General features: G+C 54.3%; 13 protein-coding genes. 8 read left to right on the plus strand and 5 right to left on the minus strand.

Going from position 1 to position 14,822, the window contains the following annotated elements:
* Positions 1 to 295: 295 nt before the first annotated feature.
* The 4 genes from AACY09_RS17475 to AACY09_RS17490 all read right to left on the minus strand — a co-directional run bounded on the left by AACY09_RS17475 (position 296) and on the right by AACY09_RS17490 (position 5,142).
* A complete protein-coding gene (locus tag AACY09_RS17475) occupies positions 296 to 1,390 on the minus strand; it encodes a polyamine ABC transporter substrate-binding protein (protein ID WP_339489813.1) in 1,095 nt (364 codons plus the stop codon).
* Positions 1,391 to 1,552: 162 nt separating this feature from the next.
* Positions 1,553 to 2,926, minus strand: a complete 1,374-nt coding sequence (locus tag AACY09_RS17480; protein ID WP_339489814.1) for an aspartate aminotransferase family protein — start codon at positions 2,924 to 2,926, stop codon at positions 1,553 to 1,555.
* A gap of 60 nt (positions 2,927 to 2,986) precedes the next feature.
* Positions 2,987 to 4,345: a glutamine synthetase family protein gene (locus AACY09_RS17485; RefSeq protein ID WP_339489815.1), complete on the minus strand. Its 1,359-nt coding sequence runs from the start codon at positions 4,343 to 4,345 to the stop codon at positions 2,987 to 2,989.
* A 44-nt stretch (positions 4,346 to 4,389) separates the two neighbouring features.
* Positions 4,390 to 5,142 (minus strand): gamma-glutamyl-gamma-aminobutyrate hydrolase family protein, encoded by a 753-nt coding sequence (locus AACY09_RS17490; RefSeq protein ID WP_339489816.1) that lies wholly within the window; start codon positions 5,140 to 5,142, stop codon positions 4,390 to 4,392.
* A gap of 277 nt (positions 5,143 to 5,419) precedes the next feature.
* Between AACY09_RS17490 and AACY09_RS17495 the strand changes: the two genes are divergently transcribed.
* From AACY09_RS17495 to aguA, 8 genes are all read left to right on the plus strand, one after another.
* Positions 5,420 to 6,799: a glutamine synthetase family protein gene (locus AACY09_RS17495; RefSeq protein ID WP_339489817.1), complete on the plus strand. Its 1,380-nt coding sequence runs from the start codon at positions 5,420 to 5,422 to the stop codon at positions 6,797 to 6,799.
* Between the two features lie 169 nt (positions 6,800 to 6,968).
* On the plus strand, positions 6,969 to 8,024 hold the full coding sequence (locus AACY09_RS17500; RefSeq protein ID WP_339489818.1) for a polyamine ABC transporter substrate-binding protein: 1,056 nt from the start codon (positions 6,969 to 6,971) through the stop codon (positions 8,022 to 8,024).
* A gap of 189 nt (positions 8,025 to 8,213) precedes the next feature.
* Positions 8,214 to 8,825, plus strand: coding sequence for a LemA family protein (locus AACY09_RS17505; protein ID WP_339489819.1), 612 nt, complete (start codon positions 8,214 to 8,216; stop codon positions 8,823 to 8,825).
* Position 8,826: 1 nt separating this feature from the next.
* A complete protein-coding gene (locus AACY09_RS17510) occupies positions 8,827 to 9,687 on the plus strand; it encodes a TPM domain-containing protein (protein WP_339489820.1) in 861 nt (286 codons plus the stop codon).
* A complete protein-coding gene (locus tag AACY09_RS17515; protein WP_339489822.1) occupies positions 9,687 to 10,190 on the plus strand; it encodes a TPM domain-containing protein in 504 nt (167 codons plus the stop codon). Before AACY09_RS17510 ends, AACY09_RS17515 begins: the two co-directional genes overlap by 1 nt.
* Positions 10,191 to 10,279: 89 nt before the next feature.
* Positions 10,280 to 10,948 (plus strand): TetR/AcrR family transcriptional regulator, encoded by a 669-nt coding sequence (locus AACY09_RS17520; RefSeq protein WP_339489824.1) that lies wholly within the window; start codon positions 10,280 to 10,282, stop codon positions 10,946 to 10,948.
* A gap of 184 nt (positions 10,949 to 11,132) precedes the next feature.
* A complete protein-coding gene (aguB, locus tag AACY09_RS17525) occupies positions 11,133 to 12,011 on the plus strand; it encodes an N-carbamoylputrescine amidase (RefSeq protein WP_339489826.1) in 879 nt (292 codons plus the stop codon).
* 78 nt (positions 12,012 to 12,089) lie between these two features.
* Positions 12,090 to 13,196, plus strand: a complete 1,107-nt coding sequence (gene aguA, locus AACY09_RS17530; protein WP_339489828.1) for an agmatine deiminase — start codon at positions 12,090 to 12,092, stop codon at positions 13,194 to 13,196.
* A gap of 237 nt (positions 13,197 to 13,433) precedes the next feature.
* Here aguA and AACY09_RS17535 read toward each other — a convergent pair whose 3' ends face one another.
* Positions 13,434 to 14,693, minus strand: coding sequence for an OprD family porin (locus AACY09_RS17535; protein ID WP_339489829.1), 1,260 nt, complete (start codon positions 14,691 to 14,693; stop codon positions 13,434 to 13,436).
* Between the last annotated feature and the right edge of the window lie 129 nt (positions 14,694 to 14,822).

The following is a 14,822-nucleotide window of genomic DNA, read 5'->3' on the forward strand; positions in this document are numbered from 1 at the left end:
AAAGGGCCGGCACTGTATCGGATAAGATTGCTTCTGTTCAGTGGTCCATTGCTTGTCAGGCTGAACAACACGGCTTTACCCGCGCTCCCTGGCGACCCAACAACTGATCGCGAGACCTCATACTGAACGCGCTTAGTGGCGAACAGAAGAATTGAACAATACATGCAAGCTTCCATTTCCCAGCCGACCGAGCACAGAAAAGGCCAAGGCAACTGTTTCCATTTTAGATACCACTCTTCTGTGTCAGGCAGATAAACCCGCCTGACACAGAACTACAGGCTTACATCAGTAAGGCTTAACGGCCCGACTTGACCTTGGTCCAGCTACGCGTCATCGCACGCTGTACCTTCGGCGACAGCTCGGAGAAGGTGTACAACTTCTTCGAAGCTTCTTCAGTTGGGTAGATGCCTGGGTTGTTACGGATTTCTTCCGACACCAAAGGTGTCGCAGCAGCGTTACCATTTGGGTAAGCCACGTAATCAGAAATCGGGGCAATTACCTCAGGCTTGAGGATGTAGTTAAGGAAGGTATAAGCCTCATCAGCGTTCTTTGCATCTGCCGGGATGGCCATCATGTCGAAGAATGCCGCAGCGCCTTCTTTAGGAATGACATAGCTGACTGGCACGCCATTTTTGGCCTCTTCCGCACGGGCTTCAGCTTGGAAGACGTCACCGGACCAACCCAAGGCTACACAGATGTTGCCGTTTGCAAGATCGGAGATGTATTTGGATGAGTGGAAGTACGTGACGTCAGGGCGAATTTTGAGCAGCAGCTCTTCAGCTTTTTTAACATCCTCGACACTTTGCGCGATTGGATTCAGACCGAGATAGTGCAACGCGGCGGCGTAAACTTCCTCAGGCGCATCGAGCATGGCAACGCCGCACGACTTGAGCTTATCCATGTTCTCAGGTTTGAAAATAATGTCCCAAGAGTCGATTTTATCGGTACCCAGCGCGGCTTTCACTTTCTCTGGGTTGTAACCGATGCCCGTGGTGCCCCACAGGTAAGGGAAAGCATATTGGTTGCCTGGATCAGCCGCTTCCAGGGACTTCATCAGGTCTGGGTTGAGGTTTTTCCAATTTGGCAGCTTGGATTTGTCCAGCTTCTGGAAAACGCCCGCCTTGATTTGCTTCGCCAAAAACTGGTTCGACGGCACTACAACGTCATAACCCGAGGTACCGGCAAGTAACTTGGCTTCCAAGGTTTCGTTGCTGTCGAAAACGTCATAAACCACTTTTATGCCGGTTTCTTTCTGGAAGTTTTCCAGTGTGTCTTCAGCGATGTAATCGGACCAATTGTAAACATGTAGAACTTTATCCTGTGCGTGCGCTGCTCCCACTACAGCACCCGCCAAAGACAACGCGAGAAGGGTTTTACCGAAAAATTTCATGCGTAAAGCTCCTGTTGTTTTATAAGTTATTCCAGAAGATGGCGCAGCCTGTTTGCACCACCTTCCGGCGAGCCTGGCCAACGCACTGGCGCAGTCTGGCAATTTCATCGACTTTTTTAAACACTCAACTGATTCCAGCTGCGAGTTATTTACGTTGATGCCTTAACCCATTACCTCAGCAGCCGTCAGATCAAGGCATTGACGGGCCTTGGCAATCAGTTCATCGATCTCTGCCTTACTGATAACCAGGGGTGGCGAAATAATCATGGTGTCGCCAACGGCACGCATGATCAAACCATTACTGAAACAGTGTGTGCGGCAGATCATGCCAACACCTGTATCACTCGGATAACGTTCACGCGTCGCTTTGTTCTTCACCAGTTCAATAGCGCCGAGCATGCCAACACCGCGAACTTCACCTACCAATGGATGGTCAGCCAGCTCTCGTAAACGTTTCTGCAAATACGGTGCCGTTTCTTCTTTAACTCGCTCAACAATTTTTTCTTCACGCAAAATACGCAGATTCTCCAACCCCACAGCTGCCGCAACCGGATGTCCGGAATAGGTGAAGCCATGGTTGAAGTCACCGCCTTGATTGAGCACTTCGACGATCTCGTCGCGGACGATCAAACCGCCCATTGGGATGTACCCAGAGGTCAGGCCCTTGGCAATCGTCATCATGTCCGGGGCGTTACCGAAATAATCGCTACCAAACCACTCGCCGGTACGGCCAAAGCCACAAATCACTTCGTCAGCCACAAACAGAATCTCGTACTTGGCGAGAATCTCACGGACCTTTGGCCAGTAGGTATCAGGCGGAATGATCACGCCGCCGGCGCCCTGAATTGGTTCAGCAATAAAGGCTCCAACATTGTCAGCGCCGACTTCAAGAATCTTCTTTTCCAGCTCTTCTGCTGCCCAAATACCGAATTCGTCAGGCGTCATGTCGCCGCCATCAGCGAACCAGTACGGCTGGGCAATATGGACGATGCCTGGGATCGGCAAATCGCCTTGCTCGTGCATATAGGTCATACCACCCAAACTCGCACCGGCCACGGTTGAACCGTGATAACCGTTGAGGCGGCTGATGATGACTTTCTTATTTGGCTTGCCCTTGACCGCCCAATAGTGGCGGACCATACGCAGCATGGTGTCATTGCCTTCAGAGCCCGAGCCGGTGAAGAAGACATGGTTCATACCTTCAGGGGCCAACTCTGCAATCGCCTTGGCCAACTCGAGTGCTGGCGGCGTGGCAGTCATGAAGAACATGTTGTAGTACGGCAGTTCTTGCATCTGTTTATAAGCAGCTTCGGCCAGCTCTTTACGACCGTAGCCCACTGCCACACACCACAGACCGGCCATGGCATCGAGGATTTTGTTGCCCTCGCTGTCCCACAGATAAACCCCGTCTGCTTTGGTGATAATGCGCGGCCCTACTTCCGCCAATTGTTTGAAGTCGGTGAACGGTGCGAGGTGATGCTCGCGGCTCATCGCCTGCCACTCAAGGGTTTTCGGGTTAGTCGCTTGGTTAGTCATATCCACCTCTAAAAATGCATGTAGCGAGCGCCGGGCGGGTTATGCCCGGCGCGCGTTCAATTACACAGACAGCAGCAGGAATTCACGCTCCCAGGAGCTGATCACCCGCTTGTAGTTCTCATGCTCTGCACGCTTCACCGCGACATAGCCGCTGATGAACTTGCGGCCCAGATATTCCTCGGCCAGCTTGCAGTTTTCCATACGCTCCAGCGCAGCTTCCAGGGTCAGTGGCAAGCGCAGGTTGCGGCGCTCATAGCCACGCCCTACTACAGGCGCACTCGGCTCAATGCCTTCAACCATACCGATATAACCGCATAACAGACTAGCGGCCAGCGCGAGATAGGGGTTGGCGTCAGCGCCGGCCAGTCGGTTCTCGACGCGGCGATTCTCTGGGTCGGCATCAGGTACACGCAGACCCACAGTGCGGTTCTCTTCACCCCACTCCACGTTAACCGGTGCAGAAGTATCCGGCAGAAAGCGGCGGAACGAATTAACGTTAGGCGCGAACAGCGGCAGCAACTCAGGAATCAGCTTCTGCAAACCACCAATGTGGTTCAAGAACAGCTGGCTCATGGTGCCGTCTTCATTAGAGAAAAGGTTCTTGCCGGTTTTCTTGTCGATGATGCTTTGGTGCACATGCATCGCGCTGCCAGGCTGATCAGTAATCGGCTTGGCCATGAAGGTCGCCGTTACATCGTGCTTGAGCGCCGCTTCACGCATGGTGCGTTTAAACACCAGCACCTGGTCGGCCAAGTGCAGGGGCTCGCCATGGCGGAAGTTGATTTCCATCTGCGCCGGCCCTTCTTCGTGGATCAGGGTATCGAGGTCCAGGCCCTGAATCTCACACCAGTCATACATGTCTTCAAACAGCGGGTCGAATTCGTTCGCGGCATCAATGGAGAACGACTGGCGGCCAGTTTCCGGACGTCCGGAGCGGCCCAATGGGGCTTCCAGGGGGAAATCCGGGTCAGCATTACGCTTGGTTAGATAGAACTCCATCTCCGGCGCCATGATCGGCTGCCAGTCTTTGTCAGCGTAGAGCTTGAGTACTTTCTTGAGAATGTTACGCGGCGACAATTCAATCGGATTGCCTTGCTTGTCGTAGGTGTCGTGGATCACCTGCGCAGTCGGCTCAATGGCCCAAGGCACAAGGAACACAGCGGTCTCGTCGGGACGGCAAACCATGTCAATGTCTGCGGCGTCGAGCAGGTCGTAATAGATGTCATCCTCGACATAGTCGCCCGTCACGGTTTGCAGCAGCACACTTTCCGGGAGGCGCATGCCTTTTTCCGCGATGAACTTGCTGGTCGGCGAGATCTTGCCGCGGGCGATGCCGGTAAGATCACTTACCAGACACTCAACTTCGGTGATTTTGCGTTCTTTCAGCCAGCTGGAAAGCTGGTCTATTTTGGTACTCATAGAGACCTCAGGGTTGGTTGAGCCGACTATTAATTAAGTCGACCTCAGCGTTGCCCCGCCCTCTTCCTGCAAGCCTCACCAAAGGCCTGGAAGATGGCGAGATAATTCGGATTAGATCGTACCTGCCATTCAGGATGCCATTGCACCCCTAAAGCAAAGCTTTTAGCACCTTCGACGGAAAAAGCTTCGATTAACCCGTCAGGCGCCAGCGCTTCAACTCGAAGGCCCGGCGCCAGACGCTGAACGCCCTGGCCATGAATAGAATTTACTTCAATCTCTGCTGGCAAGCCGATGCCAGCGAGAATGCCACCCGGCTGCACATGCAGCGCGTGGCTAGGTGCGTACTGCACCTCGAGCGGTTGATTTTGCGGCTCGCGATGATCCATAAAACCGGGGACTTCGTGCACTTTCTGGTGCAGCGTGCCACCGTAGACCACATTCATTTCCTGAAAACCGCGACAGACACCGAGCACTGGAAGACCTGCTTCGATAGCAGCTTTCAACAACGGCAGCGCCGTACTGTCGCGTGCAGGATCATGCAAGGTGCCAGGCTCGCTTGACGGTCCATTGTAGTGATGAGGTTCAACATTAGACGGTGAGCCGGTAAACAACAAACCGTGCAGATTATTGAGCAGAGCCGGCTGATCGAGCAGCTCGCCAATTGAAGGAATGATCACTGGCAGACCACCGGCACCCAGCACCACAGCGCGAACATATTTATCGCCGGTAACGTGGTAGGGATGAGGGCCAATCTGTTTTGTATCAGAGGTAACGCCGATTATCGGCAGGCGTGACATGGGACACCCGTTTTATTGCTGTTAGTGGGTTTGAGCCGAGCTTAGCCTTGTTCATTTTTTTTCACAATAGCCATGTAAAAAATTAAACACACACCGCTGAGCACCGCACAGGCAAAGGGCTCTAAGCCCCACGAAATGCCCCGAAACGCCCTAAAATTGGCCATGCAGCCCCTTTTTGGGGCAAAATACGCCTCTCTTGACAGCGTCAGGTGTTTAAGATTGACTCACACCTGTGCATTCGCATGATTGATATTTTTAACAAGAAAGGTGTTGCATCATGTCGGTACCCCCGCGTGCCGTTCAGCTTAATGAAGCGAACGCGTTCCTTAAGGAACATCCTGAGGTCCAGTTCGTCGACCTTCTTATTGCAGATATGAATGGCGTGGTGCGTGGCAAACGCATCGAACGCGCCAGTCTTCATAAAGTGTACGAGAAAGGTATTAACCTTCCCGCGTCTTTATTCGCACTCGATATCAATGGCTCAACGGTAGAAAGTACCGGCCTGGGTCTGGATATTGGCGATGCGGACCGTATCTGCTTCCCGATTCCCGACACCCTGTGCAATGAACCATGGCAGAAGCGCCCAACCGCGCAGCTGTTGATGACCATGCACGAACTCGATGGCAAGCCATTCTTTGCCGATCCACGAGAGGTGTTGCGACAGGTAGTACAGAAGTTCGACGAACTAGGCCTGACCATCTGCGCCGCTTTCGAATTAGAGTTTTACCTGATTGATCAGGAGAACGTGAACGGCCGTCCACAGCCGCCACGCTCGCCGATTTCAGGTAAGCGCCCACACTCGACTCAGGTTTACCTGATTGATGACCTCGACGAATACGTAGATTGCCTGCAAGACATGCTCGAAGCTGCAAAAGAGCAAGACTTGCCTGCAGATGCCATCGTCAAGGAAAGCGCGCCGGCTCAATTCGAAGTCAACCTGCATCACACGAAAGACGCGATCAAGGCCTGCGACTATGCGTTGCTGCTTAAGCGCCTGATCAAGAACATTGCCTACGACCACGAAATGGACTCGACCTTTATGGCCAAGCCGTATCCGGGTCAGGCAGGCAATGGTCTGCACGTGCATATTTCCTTGCTCGACAAGAAGACTGGCGAAAACATCTTTACCTCGGAAGATCCGTTGGAAAACGATGCCCTGCGCCATGCGATTGGCGGCATTCTGGAAACCATGCCAGCGTCAATGGCGTTCCTCTGCCCTAACGTCAACTCATACCGCCGCTTTGGCGCACAGTTTTATGTGCCAAACGCACCGAGCTGGGGGATTGATAACCGCACGGTCGCAATCCGCGTACCCACCGGTAGCCCGGATTCGGTAAGGATTGAGCAGCGTGTTGCCGGTGCTGACGCCAATCCATACCTGATGATGGCCTCGATTCTGGCCGGTATTCACCATGGTTTGACCAATAAAATTGATCCAGGCGAGCCGATTGAAGGCAACTCCTACGAGCAATGTGAGCAGAGCCTGCCCAACAACCTGCGCGATGCATTGCGCGAGTTGGACGACAGCGAAATCATGGCCAAGTACATCAGCCCTGAATACATCGACATCTTCGTCGCCTGTAAAGAAAGTGAGCTGGCCGAATTTGAGCACTCGATCTCAGACTTGGAGTACAACTGGTACTTGCATACTGTATAAAATCAGTTGATACCCGACGCCGGCCATAGAGCCGGCGTCTTTTTGTGTAGTGAGGCCCTGAACAAAAAGAGGTCGTTGTTTTTCCGAAGTTACTCAGCTCGACCTGCCAAGTACCCACTTTCCAACCGCCGCCCACGCCGTGGTTGATCATGCTTACAGGAACAGATCTATGCCCCGTTTGTACGCTCTGGTTTTGCTCATATTGGCCCCATTCACGGCCAATGCCGAAGAGATGATTCGCGTCTACAACTGGAATGACTACATTGCACCGCAAGTCCTCAAGGACTTCGAAGCAGAAACTGGCATCAAGGTCGAATATCACACTTTCAGCACGGCGGATGAACTTAAAAAAGCCATGGCCAGTGGCGAAGCGATCGATGTGGCCGTGCCCTCCAATGACACCCTCCCCGAACTAATCAAAGCCAAGGCAATCTTGCCCTTGGACAAGAGTCGGTTGCCTAACCGCATCCACCTCGACAAACAATTGCTGAGCAAGCTCGCAGCGGTTGACCCCGACAACAACTACGCCGTTCCCTACTTGTGGGGCGCCGTTGGCTTGGCCATCAACACCCCCAAAGCAGAGGCGGCCTACGGCGGTCCATTACCGGATAGCTGGAGCGTGCTGTTTGACCCGCAGAACGCGGCACGCTTAAGCGGCTGCGGCATCAGCGTTCTGGATGCTTCGGATGAAACCCTGTCGCTGGTGCTTAACTACCAAGGTCGCGACTTCTCGCGCAGTGCGCCCAGCCGCATTCGACGCGCCGGCGAGGTGCTCAAAAGTATTCGCCCTACTTTGCGTTATATAGACAGCGAGCGTTACATCGAAGACCTCAACAGCGGCAAGTTGTGCATGGCCATGGCATGGGTCGGCGACGCCCTGGCAGCCAAGCAGGCCGGTCAACCCATCAATTTTATGGTGCCCGCCGAAGGCTCGGTGTTGTTCATCGATAACTTAGTGATTCCGAGCACAGCACGCCGCGCCGACCTCGCCTATCGCTTTATCGATTACCTGATGCAGCCTAAGGTTGCCGCCCAGATCACCACTGAAACGCTTTACCCGAACGCCAACAGTGACTCCAAACAGTTCCTGGATGCCTCACTGCAAGCGATGCCTGACCTCTACCCTAGTCGTGACACCAAACGTCGCCTATACACGCTTAAATCGCTCTCTGAGGAGCAAAAAGCAGTGCGCGACGAGGTGTGGCAACAGTTTATCGCTCCGTAAACCCAGCCCTCTACTTGAACCCTGTCGGGTAACGGCTACTGTTAAGGCGTTACTTCGACAGATCAGTATGAAATGAACGGGCCTCGCCAGGGTTTGCAGTCCAAAATGGCAATAAATTGACGCAATCAATCCCAATCACCTATTGTTGACAGCTACCTATCCGCCGCAATGGAATGTTCTGGAGCGCCTATGAAAACTGCACATTTATTGTTGGTCATGCTGCTGACTACCCTGCTCACCGGCTGCGGCTACAACGAGATGCAACGTCAGGATGAAGCCGTAAAGGCCGCCTGGTCTGAAGTTATCAACCAATACCAACGCCGTGCTGACTTAGTCCCCAATCTGGTGAATACCGTCAAAGGTTATGCCCAGCACGAAGAAAAAGTATTCGTCGAAGTTACCAATGCCCGCGCCAAAGTCGGCAGCGTGCAGATCGACAGCGACTCGCTCAACGATCCGCAAAAGCTTCAACAATTCCAGGCCGCACAAGGCGAATTATCCAGCGCCTTGTCGCGCTTGATGGTGGTCAGTGAACGCTACCCAGATTTGAAAGCCGACGGCTTGTTCCAGAATCTTCAAGCGCAACTTGAAGGCACCGAAAATAGAGTCACTGTTGCGCGAAATCGCTACGTGCAAGCCGTTCAGCAATACAACACGCTGATTCGCACCTTCCCCAATAACCTCACCGCAATGGTCATGAGTTATTCAGTTAAGCCAAACTTCAGTGTCGAAAACGAAAAAGAAATATCCACAGCGCCAAAGGTCGACTTCGGCAACGGCACAGCACCTGCTACGCAATAACATGAAGCTATTTTGCAGCTGGCTTCAGCGCATTGTTTTAGCGCTGCTGGTGTTCGCTCCGCTGATAGCGCATGCGGCCGACGTGCCGATAGTCACGCGTCATGTCACCGATCAAACCGGCACCCTCACCGCCGCGCAGATCGATCAGCTCGACCAACAACTGGCTGAGCTGGAGAAACGCAAAGGTGCGCAGGTTGTAGTGCTGATCGTCAGCACCACTGCACCTCAGGACATCGAAAGTTATTCATTAGCCGTTGCCGAGGCCAACAAGATTGGGCGCAAGGGCACGGATGACGGCTTGTTGCTGCTGGTTGCCAAAGATGACCGGCGTGATCGCATCGAAGTCGGCTACGGCCTCGAAGGCGCAATACCCGATGCTGCCGCAGCGCGCATCCAGCGTGAATACATTGAGTCGCGCTTTAAACAGGGCGACTTTTTCGCAGGCATTCGCGACGGGCTTGATGCGCTGACCCTGTTGATTGATGGCGAGAACCTGCCCGCACCGTCCAACGACACTACTGGCTCAGGCTCAAATCCGACAGATATCGGCATATTCGGCTTGGTCATTGCGCTGTTCCTACGCGGCATGACCCGGCGCATGCCGATAGTACTGCGTATGGGCCTGGGCGGCGTGATCACGGGCATCGTCTGCGCATTCATTCTCGGCACCCTTGGCGCAGCGTTGATCGGCGCACTGGTTGGCGCAATGATCATGCTGCTGCCCTTCGGTGGTATCAGCATGGGCGGTGGATCCGGACGCGGCGGTGGCGGTTTTGGCGGTGGCGGTTTTGGTGGCGGGGGCGGCGGCTTTAGCGGCGGCGGCGGTAGTTTCGGAGGCGGCGGTTCGTCGGGTAGCTGGTGATGACAGTGATTAAACGCGTATTCACCAATCTCTTTTCTGGCTGGTTTCAGTTGGGCCGAAGCTTTCCGGCGCCGGTGCTGGATGAGATCGGCAAAGCCATTGGCTCAGGTGAGGCGCAGCATATTGGCGAGGTTCGCTTTGCCATTGAAGCCCGTATGCACATTATTGATGTGCTTGCCGGGATGACATCGCGCGCTCGCGCCGAGCAGGTTTTTGCTGAGCAAGGCGTTTGGGATACCGAGCACAACAGCGGGATTTTGATCTACCTGCTGCTGGCCGAAAAGCGGGTTGAAATCGTCGCCGACCGCGGTATTGCTCGCCATGTTGATCAAGCACAGTGGGACGCCGTCTGCAGCAGAATGTGCGAGCACTTTGCTCAGGGCCTGTGGCGCCAGGGCAGCCTGGAAGCCATAGACCAAGCCCATGGTTTGCTCAGGCAATTCTTTGCAGACCCACGCCTCGGCAACCCAAATGAGCTGCCCGATCAGCCCATTATTCTGTAACCTGCGTTGGCCTACATACGCCAAGTCAGCTAAACGTGCATTGCGCCCGCCTGATTCGGCCGACTCACATCCCATGACCTGAGCAGACCATGCCGCGCCCGACAACTGTTCGTAAACCTCGCGCCAGCAGCCAAGCCCGAATTGCCGCGATTCTGGCGGTCGCCCGTGAATTGCTTGCCGAGCAAGGCGTTGCTGGTTTATCAATCTACAGCGTTGCTCAACGTGCACAGATCCCGCCATCCTCGGTCTATCACTTTTTCACCAGTGTCCCGGCCTTGCTTGAAGCGCTTACCGCCGATATTCATGCAGCCTTTCGGGCCTGCTTGCAGGAACCTGTTGATCATCAGCAGTTGCACTGTTGGCGTGACCTGTCCGCCATTGTCGAACAGCGCATGCTGGCAATTTACGCAAAGGACGCCGCAGCCCGCCAACTGATTCTCGCCCAGCATGGCCTCAGCGAGATCACCCAGGCTGACCGCCAGCATGACATTGAACTGGGCCAACTGATGCAAAGGTTGTTCGAGCAGCACTTTGCCCTGCCGACACTGCCTGAGGATATTGACGTCTTTGCCCTGGCCATGGAGTTGGGCGATCGCGTCTATGCCCGGTCGGTCCAACTGCATGGCCATATCAGCCCACGCCTCGCCGAAGAAGGCATGCGCGTATTCGATGCTTACCTAGGCCTGTACCTGCCGCCCTTCCTACCCAAGCGAGCATCAACGCTCGAATTACCCGCCACAGCCAACGGCTGTGGTTAGAACGCCGGATATTTATCGATATTTACCTGCCAAATTAACTGTTTTAATGCTTTAAAAATAATTATTGGCTTTTAAAGCAGATATTTATCGGCTATAAATGCACCATCTTAAAACCACCCCGCGCTGATTTCACACGCCAACAAAGAGTGCCACCACAGCGCTGACTGTTTTTCCGAGGTGTTCAATGTCACGTACCGTTACTGTCGCTGCCACGCAAATGGCTTGCTCGTGGGATCGCGCTGCCAACCTTGCCAACGCTGAAAAACTGGTGCGTGAGGCCGCCGCAAAAGGCGCGCAGATCATCCTGATTCAAGAGCTGTTCGAGACCCCCTACTTCTGTCAAAAACCCAACCCCGACTACCTGCAACTGGCGACCCAGGTTGAAGAAAACGCAGCCATCGCCCACTTTCAAAAGATCGCAAAAGAGTTGCAGGTGGTGTTGCCAATTAGCTTTTATGAGCGTGCCGGACGTGCACGCTTCAACAGCATCGCGATTATCGATGCCGACGGCAGTAACTTAGGCATCTACCGAAAAAGCCACATTCCAGACGGCCCCGGCTATCACGAGAAGTATTATTTCAATCCCGGCGATACCGGTTTCAAAGTCTGGGACACCCGCTACGCCAGGATCGGCGTGGGTATCTGCTGGGATCAATGGTTCCCCGAGTGCGCCCGAAGCATGGCACTGCTCGGTGCCGAGATCCTGTTTTACCCCACGGCCATTGGCAGCGAGCCACATGACCCTAACATCACCTCACGCGATCACTGGCAGCGTGTACAGCAAGGCCATGCCGGCGCCAACCTGATGCCACTCGTTGCCAGTAACCGTATCGGCCGTGAGGAGCAAGGCGACTATGACATCAGGTTTTATGGTTCATCATTTATAGCCGATCAATTTGGCGCTAAAGTTGAAGAACTCAACGAAAGCGAAGAAGGGGTGCTCGTCCACAGCTTCGACCTCGATCAACTTGAACATACGCGCAGTGCCTGGGGCTCCTTCCGCGACCGTCGTCCGAATTTGTATGCGCCACTGAAAACCCTCGATGGTGTGCTGGCCTCGTAACCTATTTATGCCAGCCTCTGCTCAGCGCCCTTGGCGCGCGCAAAGGTTGCTTCTACCCTTTATTTGCAGGTGATTGTGATGACCACATTGAATAGCACCCCTCGCACCGATGGCTTTCGCATGCCGGCCGAGTGGGAAACCCACAGCAAAACCTGGATGGTCTGGCCGCAGCGCCCTGACAACTGGCGCTTGGGCGCCAAGCCCGCACAACAGGCCTTCAGTGTGGTTGCCAAAGCCATTGCGGAGTTTGAGCCGGTGACCGTTTGCGTATCGGCGCAGCAGTATGAAAACGCCTGTGCGCGTCTCGACCATCGCAATATCCGCGTGGTTGAAATCAGTACCGACGATGCCTGGGTGCGCGATACCGGCCCAACCTTTGTCATTAACAGCGAAGGTGAAGTGCGCGGTGTTGATTGGCAGTTCAATGCGTGGGGCGGCTTTAACGGTGGCTTGTATTGGCCATGGAACCGTGACGACCAAGTCGCCAGCAAAGTTCTGCAGATCGAAAGCTGTGCCCGTTATCGTACCGAGGATTTTGTCTTGGAAGGCGGTTCAATCCACGTCGACGGTGAAGGCACGCTGATCACCACCGAAGAGTGCTTGCTCAATCCCAACCGTAACCCGCACATGAACCGTGAACAGATTGAGGCGGTGCTCAGTCAGCACTTGGCAATCGACAAGGTTATTTGGCTACCCGACGGCTTATACAATGATGAAACCGATGGTCACGTCGACAACTTCTGCTGCTACGTGCGCCCGGGCGAAGTCATGCTGGCATGGACCGATGACGAGCAGAACCCAAACTACCCGCGCTGCCAGAAAGCCATAGCTGTATTAGAAAGCACGCCTGACGCTAAAGGCCGCAAGCTTGTTGTGCATAAGATGCCGATTCCGGGTCCAATGTATGCAACGGATGACGAGTGCGCTGGCGTGGATCTCGTGGCAGGCTCGCAAGATCGCCACCCTGAGTCGCGGCTGGCGGGTTCTTATGTCAACTTCTTGATCGTCAACGGCGGAATTGTTGCGCCATGCTTTGATGATCCTTGCGATGAAGAAGCCAAAGCCATTCTCAGTCGGGTGTTCCCGGACCATCGCGTTGTGATGGTGCCTGGGCGTGAAATTCTCCTCGGCGGCGGCAACATCCATTGCATCACTCAGCAGCAACCTGCGGGTCAAACACGTTAAATACGGCCCCTAAAAGCCCGGCAAACGGTAGGGTGGGTGACGCTTTTTTCACCCACCATCGGTGGTGACCACGCAAGCTCAATCCTGAAGCATCCCACTGGCTGAACCTTGGTGGATAAGTTCCGCGCGGGAGAGCGCCCATCACTCAAATAAAAACGCCCGGTGCACTGCACCGGGCGTTTTAGCGAAATAGCTGTAAAGCTATATCAGAACTCGACCTAACTACAGCTTACCGACTTACAGCAAAGGCAGGGTGTAGCTCACGATCAGACGGTTTTCGTCGATGTCGTTGCCGAAGTTAGAGCGCACAGACGCATTACGCCAGCGCATGCCCAGGTTCTTCAGCGGACCTTCCTGGAACACGTACATCAACTCGGTGTTGCGCTCCCACTCTTTGCCTTCCGAGTTGTTAGCGCCGCCCTGGTCAACATTGTCGCCGCTGAGGTAGCGGGTCATAAAGGTCAAACCTGGGATGCCAATAGCCGCGAAGTTATAGTCATAGCGCGCTTGCCAGGACTTCTCGTCCTTGTTGGCAAAGTCGCTGATCTGTACATAGTTGACCAAGAACGGATCGGTGTTACCGACGTAAGCAAAGCCGCTGTCGCCGGTCATGCTCTGATAACCCAGACCGAAGCTATGGCCGCTAACGCTGTAGGTAGTCATGATGCCGTAAGCATCGTTGTCGATGGTGCTGCGACCGTCGTCAGTCGAATGCGCGTAACGCACATCAGTCTTCAAGGTCTGACCGTCAGCCACAGGCCATACATGCACCAGGTTGAAAGAGTTCTGTTTGTAGAAATCTTCCAGATTGGAGTAGTAGTAGCCAGCAGTCAGCTCTTTGGTGACCTTATAGGTGCCGCCAATGTAATCGAACGAGTCGGTGGTGTTGCCACCTGTGACCGCGATACCACGGGTGCCACCGGAGGTGACCGAGATATCTTCGTAATCGTTGGAGTTACGGTTGTTCACTTCGCGAATATGCGCAGCGTCGAGGGTCAGGCCGTCGATTTCCTGCGAAACCAACTGACCACCGCTAAACACCTGCGGCAAGAGACGGCCGTCGCTAGAGGCGATTGCCTGGTTTTTGTACTGCAGGCTACCCACCTTCAATACAGTCTTGGATATCTTGGCTTTACCGGCAACAGCCAGGCCAGAGGAAGTGTCCTGCGAGCCGCCCGAACGATCCGGAACCAGCAAACCACTGCCCGCGGTGCCGCCACCCGAGTCCAGTTTGAAACCAAAAGTGCCAATCGCATCGACACCAAACCCAACTGTGCCCTCGGTATAACCCGAGTCAGCGCGCAGAATGAAGCCTTGAGCCCACTCTTCCGATTTAGACTGAGCAGCGCCATCCTGACGGAAGTCACGGTTGAAGTAGAAGTTGCGCGCCTCAAGAGTGGCCTTGCTGTCTTTCAGGAATTCAGCGTGGGCAGTTTGGCTCAAGGACAAGCCCAAAGTGCTGGCGGTGACAGCCAGCGCCAAGGAGGTCTTTCTCATTATGATTTACTCCAGTGTTATAGGGACACACATCAACACACGCACACCATTCAGGGACGAAGACATCGCGCATGCCGAATCTTTGTTAAGCCCACACCGCTAACGCTCAGGCAGCCGAATAGGCGCCAG

The organism is Pseudomonas sp. EL_65y_Pfl2_R95 (assembly GCF_963971045.1).
Lineage (GTDB): Bacteria > Pseudomonadota > Gammaproteobacteria > Pseudomonadales > Pseudomonadaceae > Aquipseudomonas.

Excerpts from the sequence above, each read along its gene's own strand:
- AACY09_RS17490 (WP_339489816.1), bottom strand. The coding sequence starts at position 5,142 with ATGTCACGCCTGCCGATAATCGGCGTTACCTCTGATACAAAACAGATT.
- AACY09_RS17475 (WP_339489813.1), bottom strand. The coding sequence starts at position 1,390 with ATGAAATTTTTCGGTAAAACCCTTCTCGCGTTGTCTTTGGCGGGTGCT.
- AACY09_RS17510 (WP_339489820.1), top strand. The coding sequence starts at position 8,827 with ATGAAGCTATTTTGCAGCTGGCTTCAGCGCATTGTTTTAGCGCTGCTG.
- AACY09_RS17515 (WP_339489822.1), top strand. The coding sequence starts at position 9,687 with ATGACAGTGATTAAACGCGTATTCACCAATCTCTTTTCTGGCTGGTTT.
- AACY09_RS17505 (WP_339489819.1), top strand. The coding sequence starts at position 8,214 with ATGAAAACTGCACATTTATTGTTGGTCATGCTGCTGACTACCCTGCTC.
- aguB (WP_339489826.1), top strand. The coding sequence starts at position 11,133 with ATGTCACGTACCGTTACTGTCGCTGCCACGCAAATGGCTTGCTCGTGG.
- AACY09_RS17535 (WP_339489829.1), bottom strand. The coding sequence starts at position 14,693 with ATGAGAAAGACCTCCTTGGCGCTGGCTGTCACCGCCAGCACTTTGGGC.
- AACY09_RS17495 (WP_339489817.1), top strand. The coding sequence starts at position 5,420 with ATGTCGGTACCCCCGCGTGCCGTTCAGCTTAATGAAGCGAACGCGTTC.
- AACY09_RS17480 (WP_339489814.1), bottom strand. The coding sequence starts at position 2,926 with ATGACTAACCAAGCGACTAACCCGAAAACCCTTGAGTGGCAGGCGATG.
- AACY09_RS17520 (WP_339489824.1), top strand. The coding sequence starts at position 10,280 with ATGCCGCGCCCGACAACTGTTCGTAAACCTCGCGCCAGCAGCCAAGCC.
- AACY09_RS17485 (WP_339489815.1), bottom strand. The coding sequence starts at position 4,345 with ATGAGTACCAAAATAGACCAGCTTTCCAGCTGGCTGAAAGAACGCAAA.
- AACY09_RS17500 (WP_339489818.1), top strand. The coding sequence starts at position 6,969 with ATGCCCCGTTTGTACGCTCTGGTTTTGCTCATATTGGCCCCATTCACG.
- aguA (WP_339489828.1), top strand. The coding sequence starts at position 12,090 with ATGACCACATTGAATAGCACCCCTCGCACCGATGGCTTTCGCATGCCG.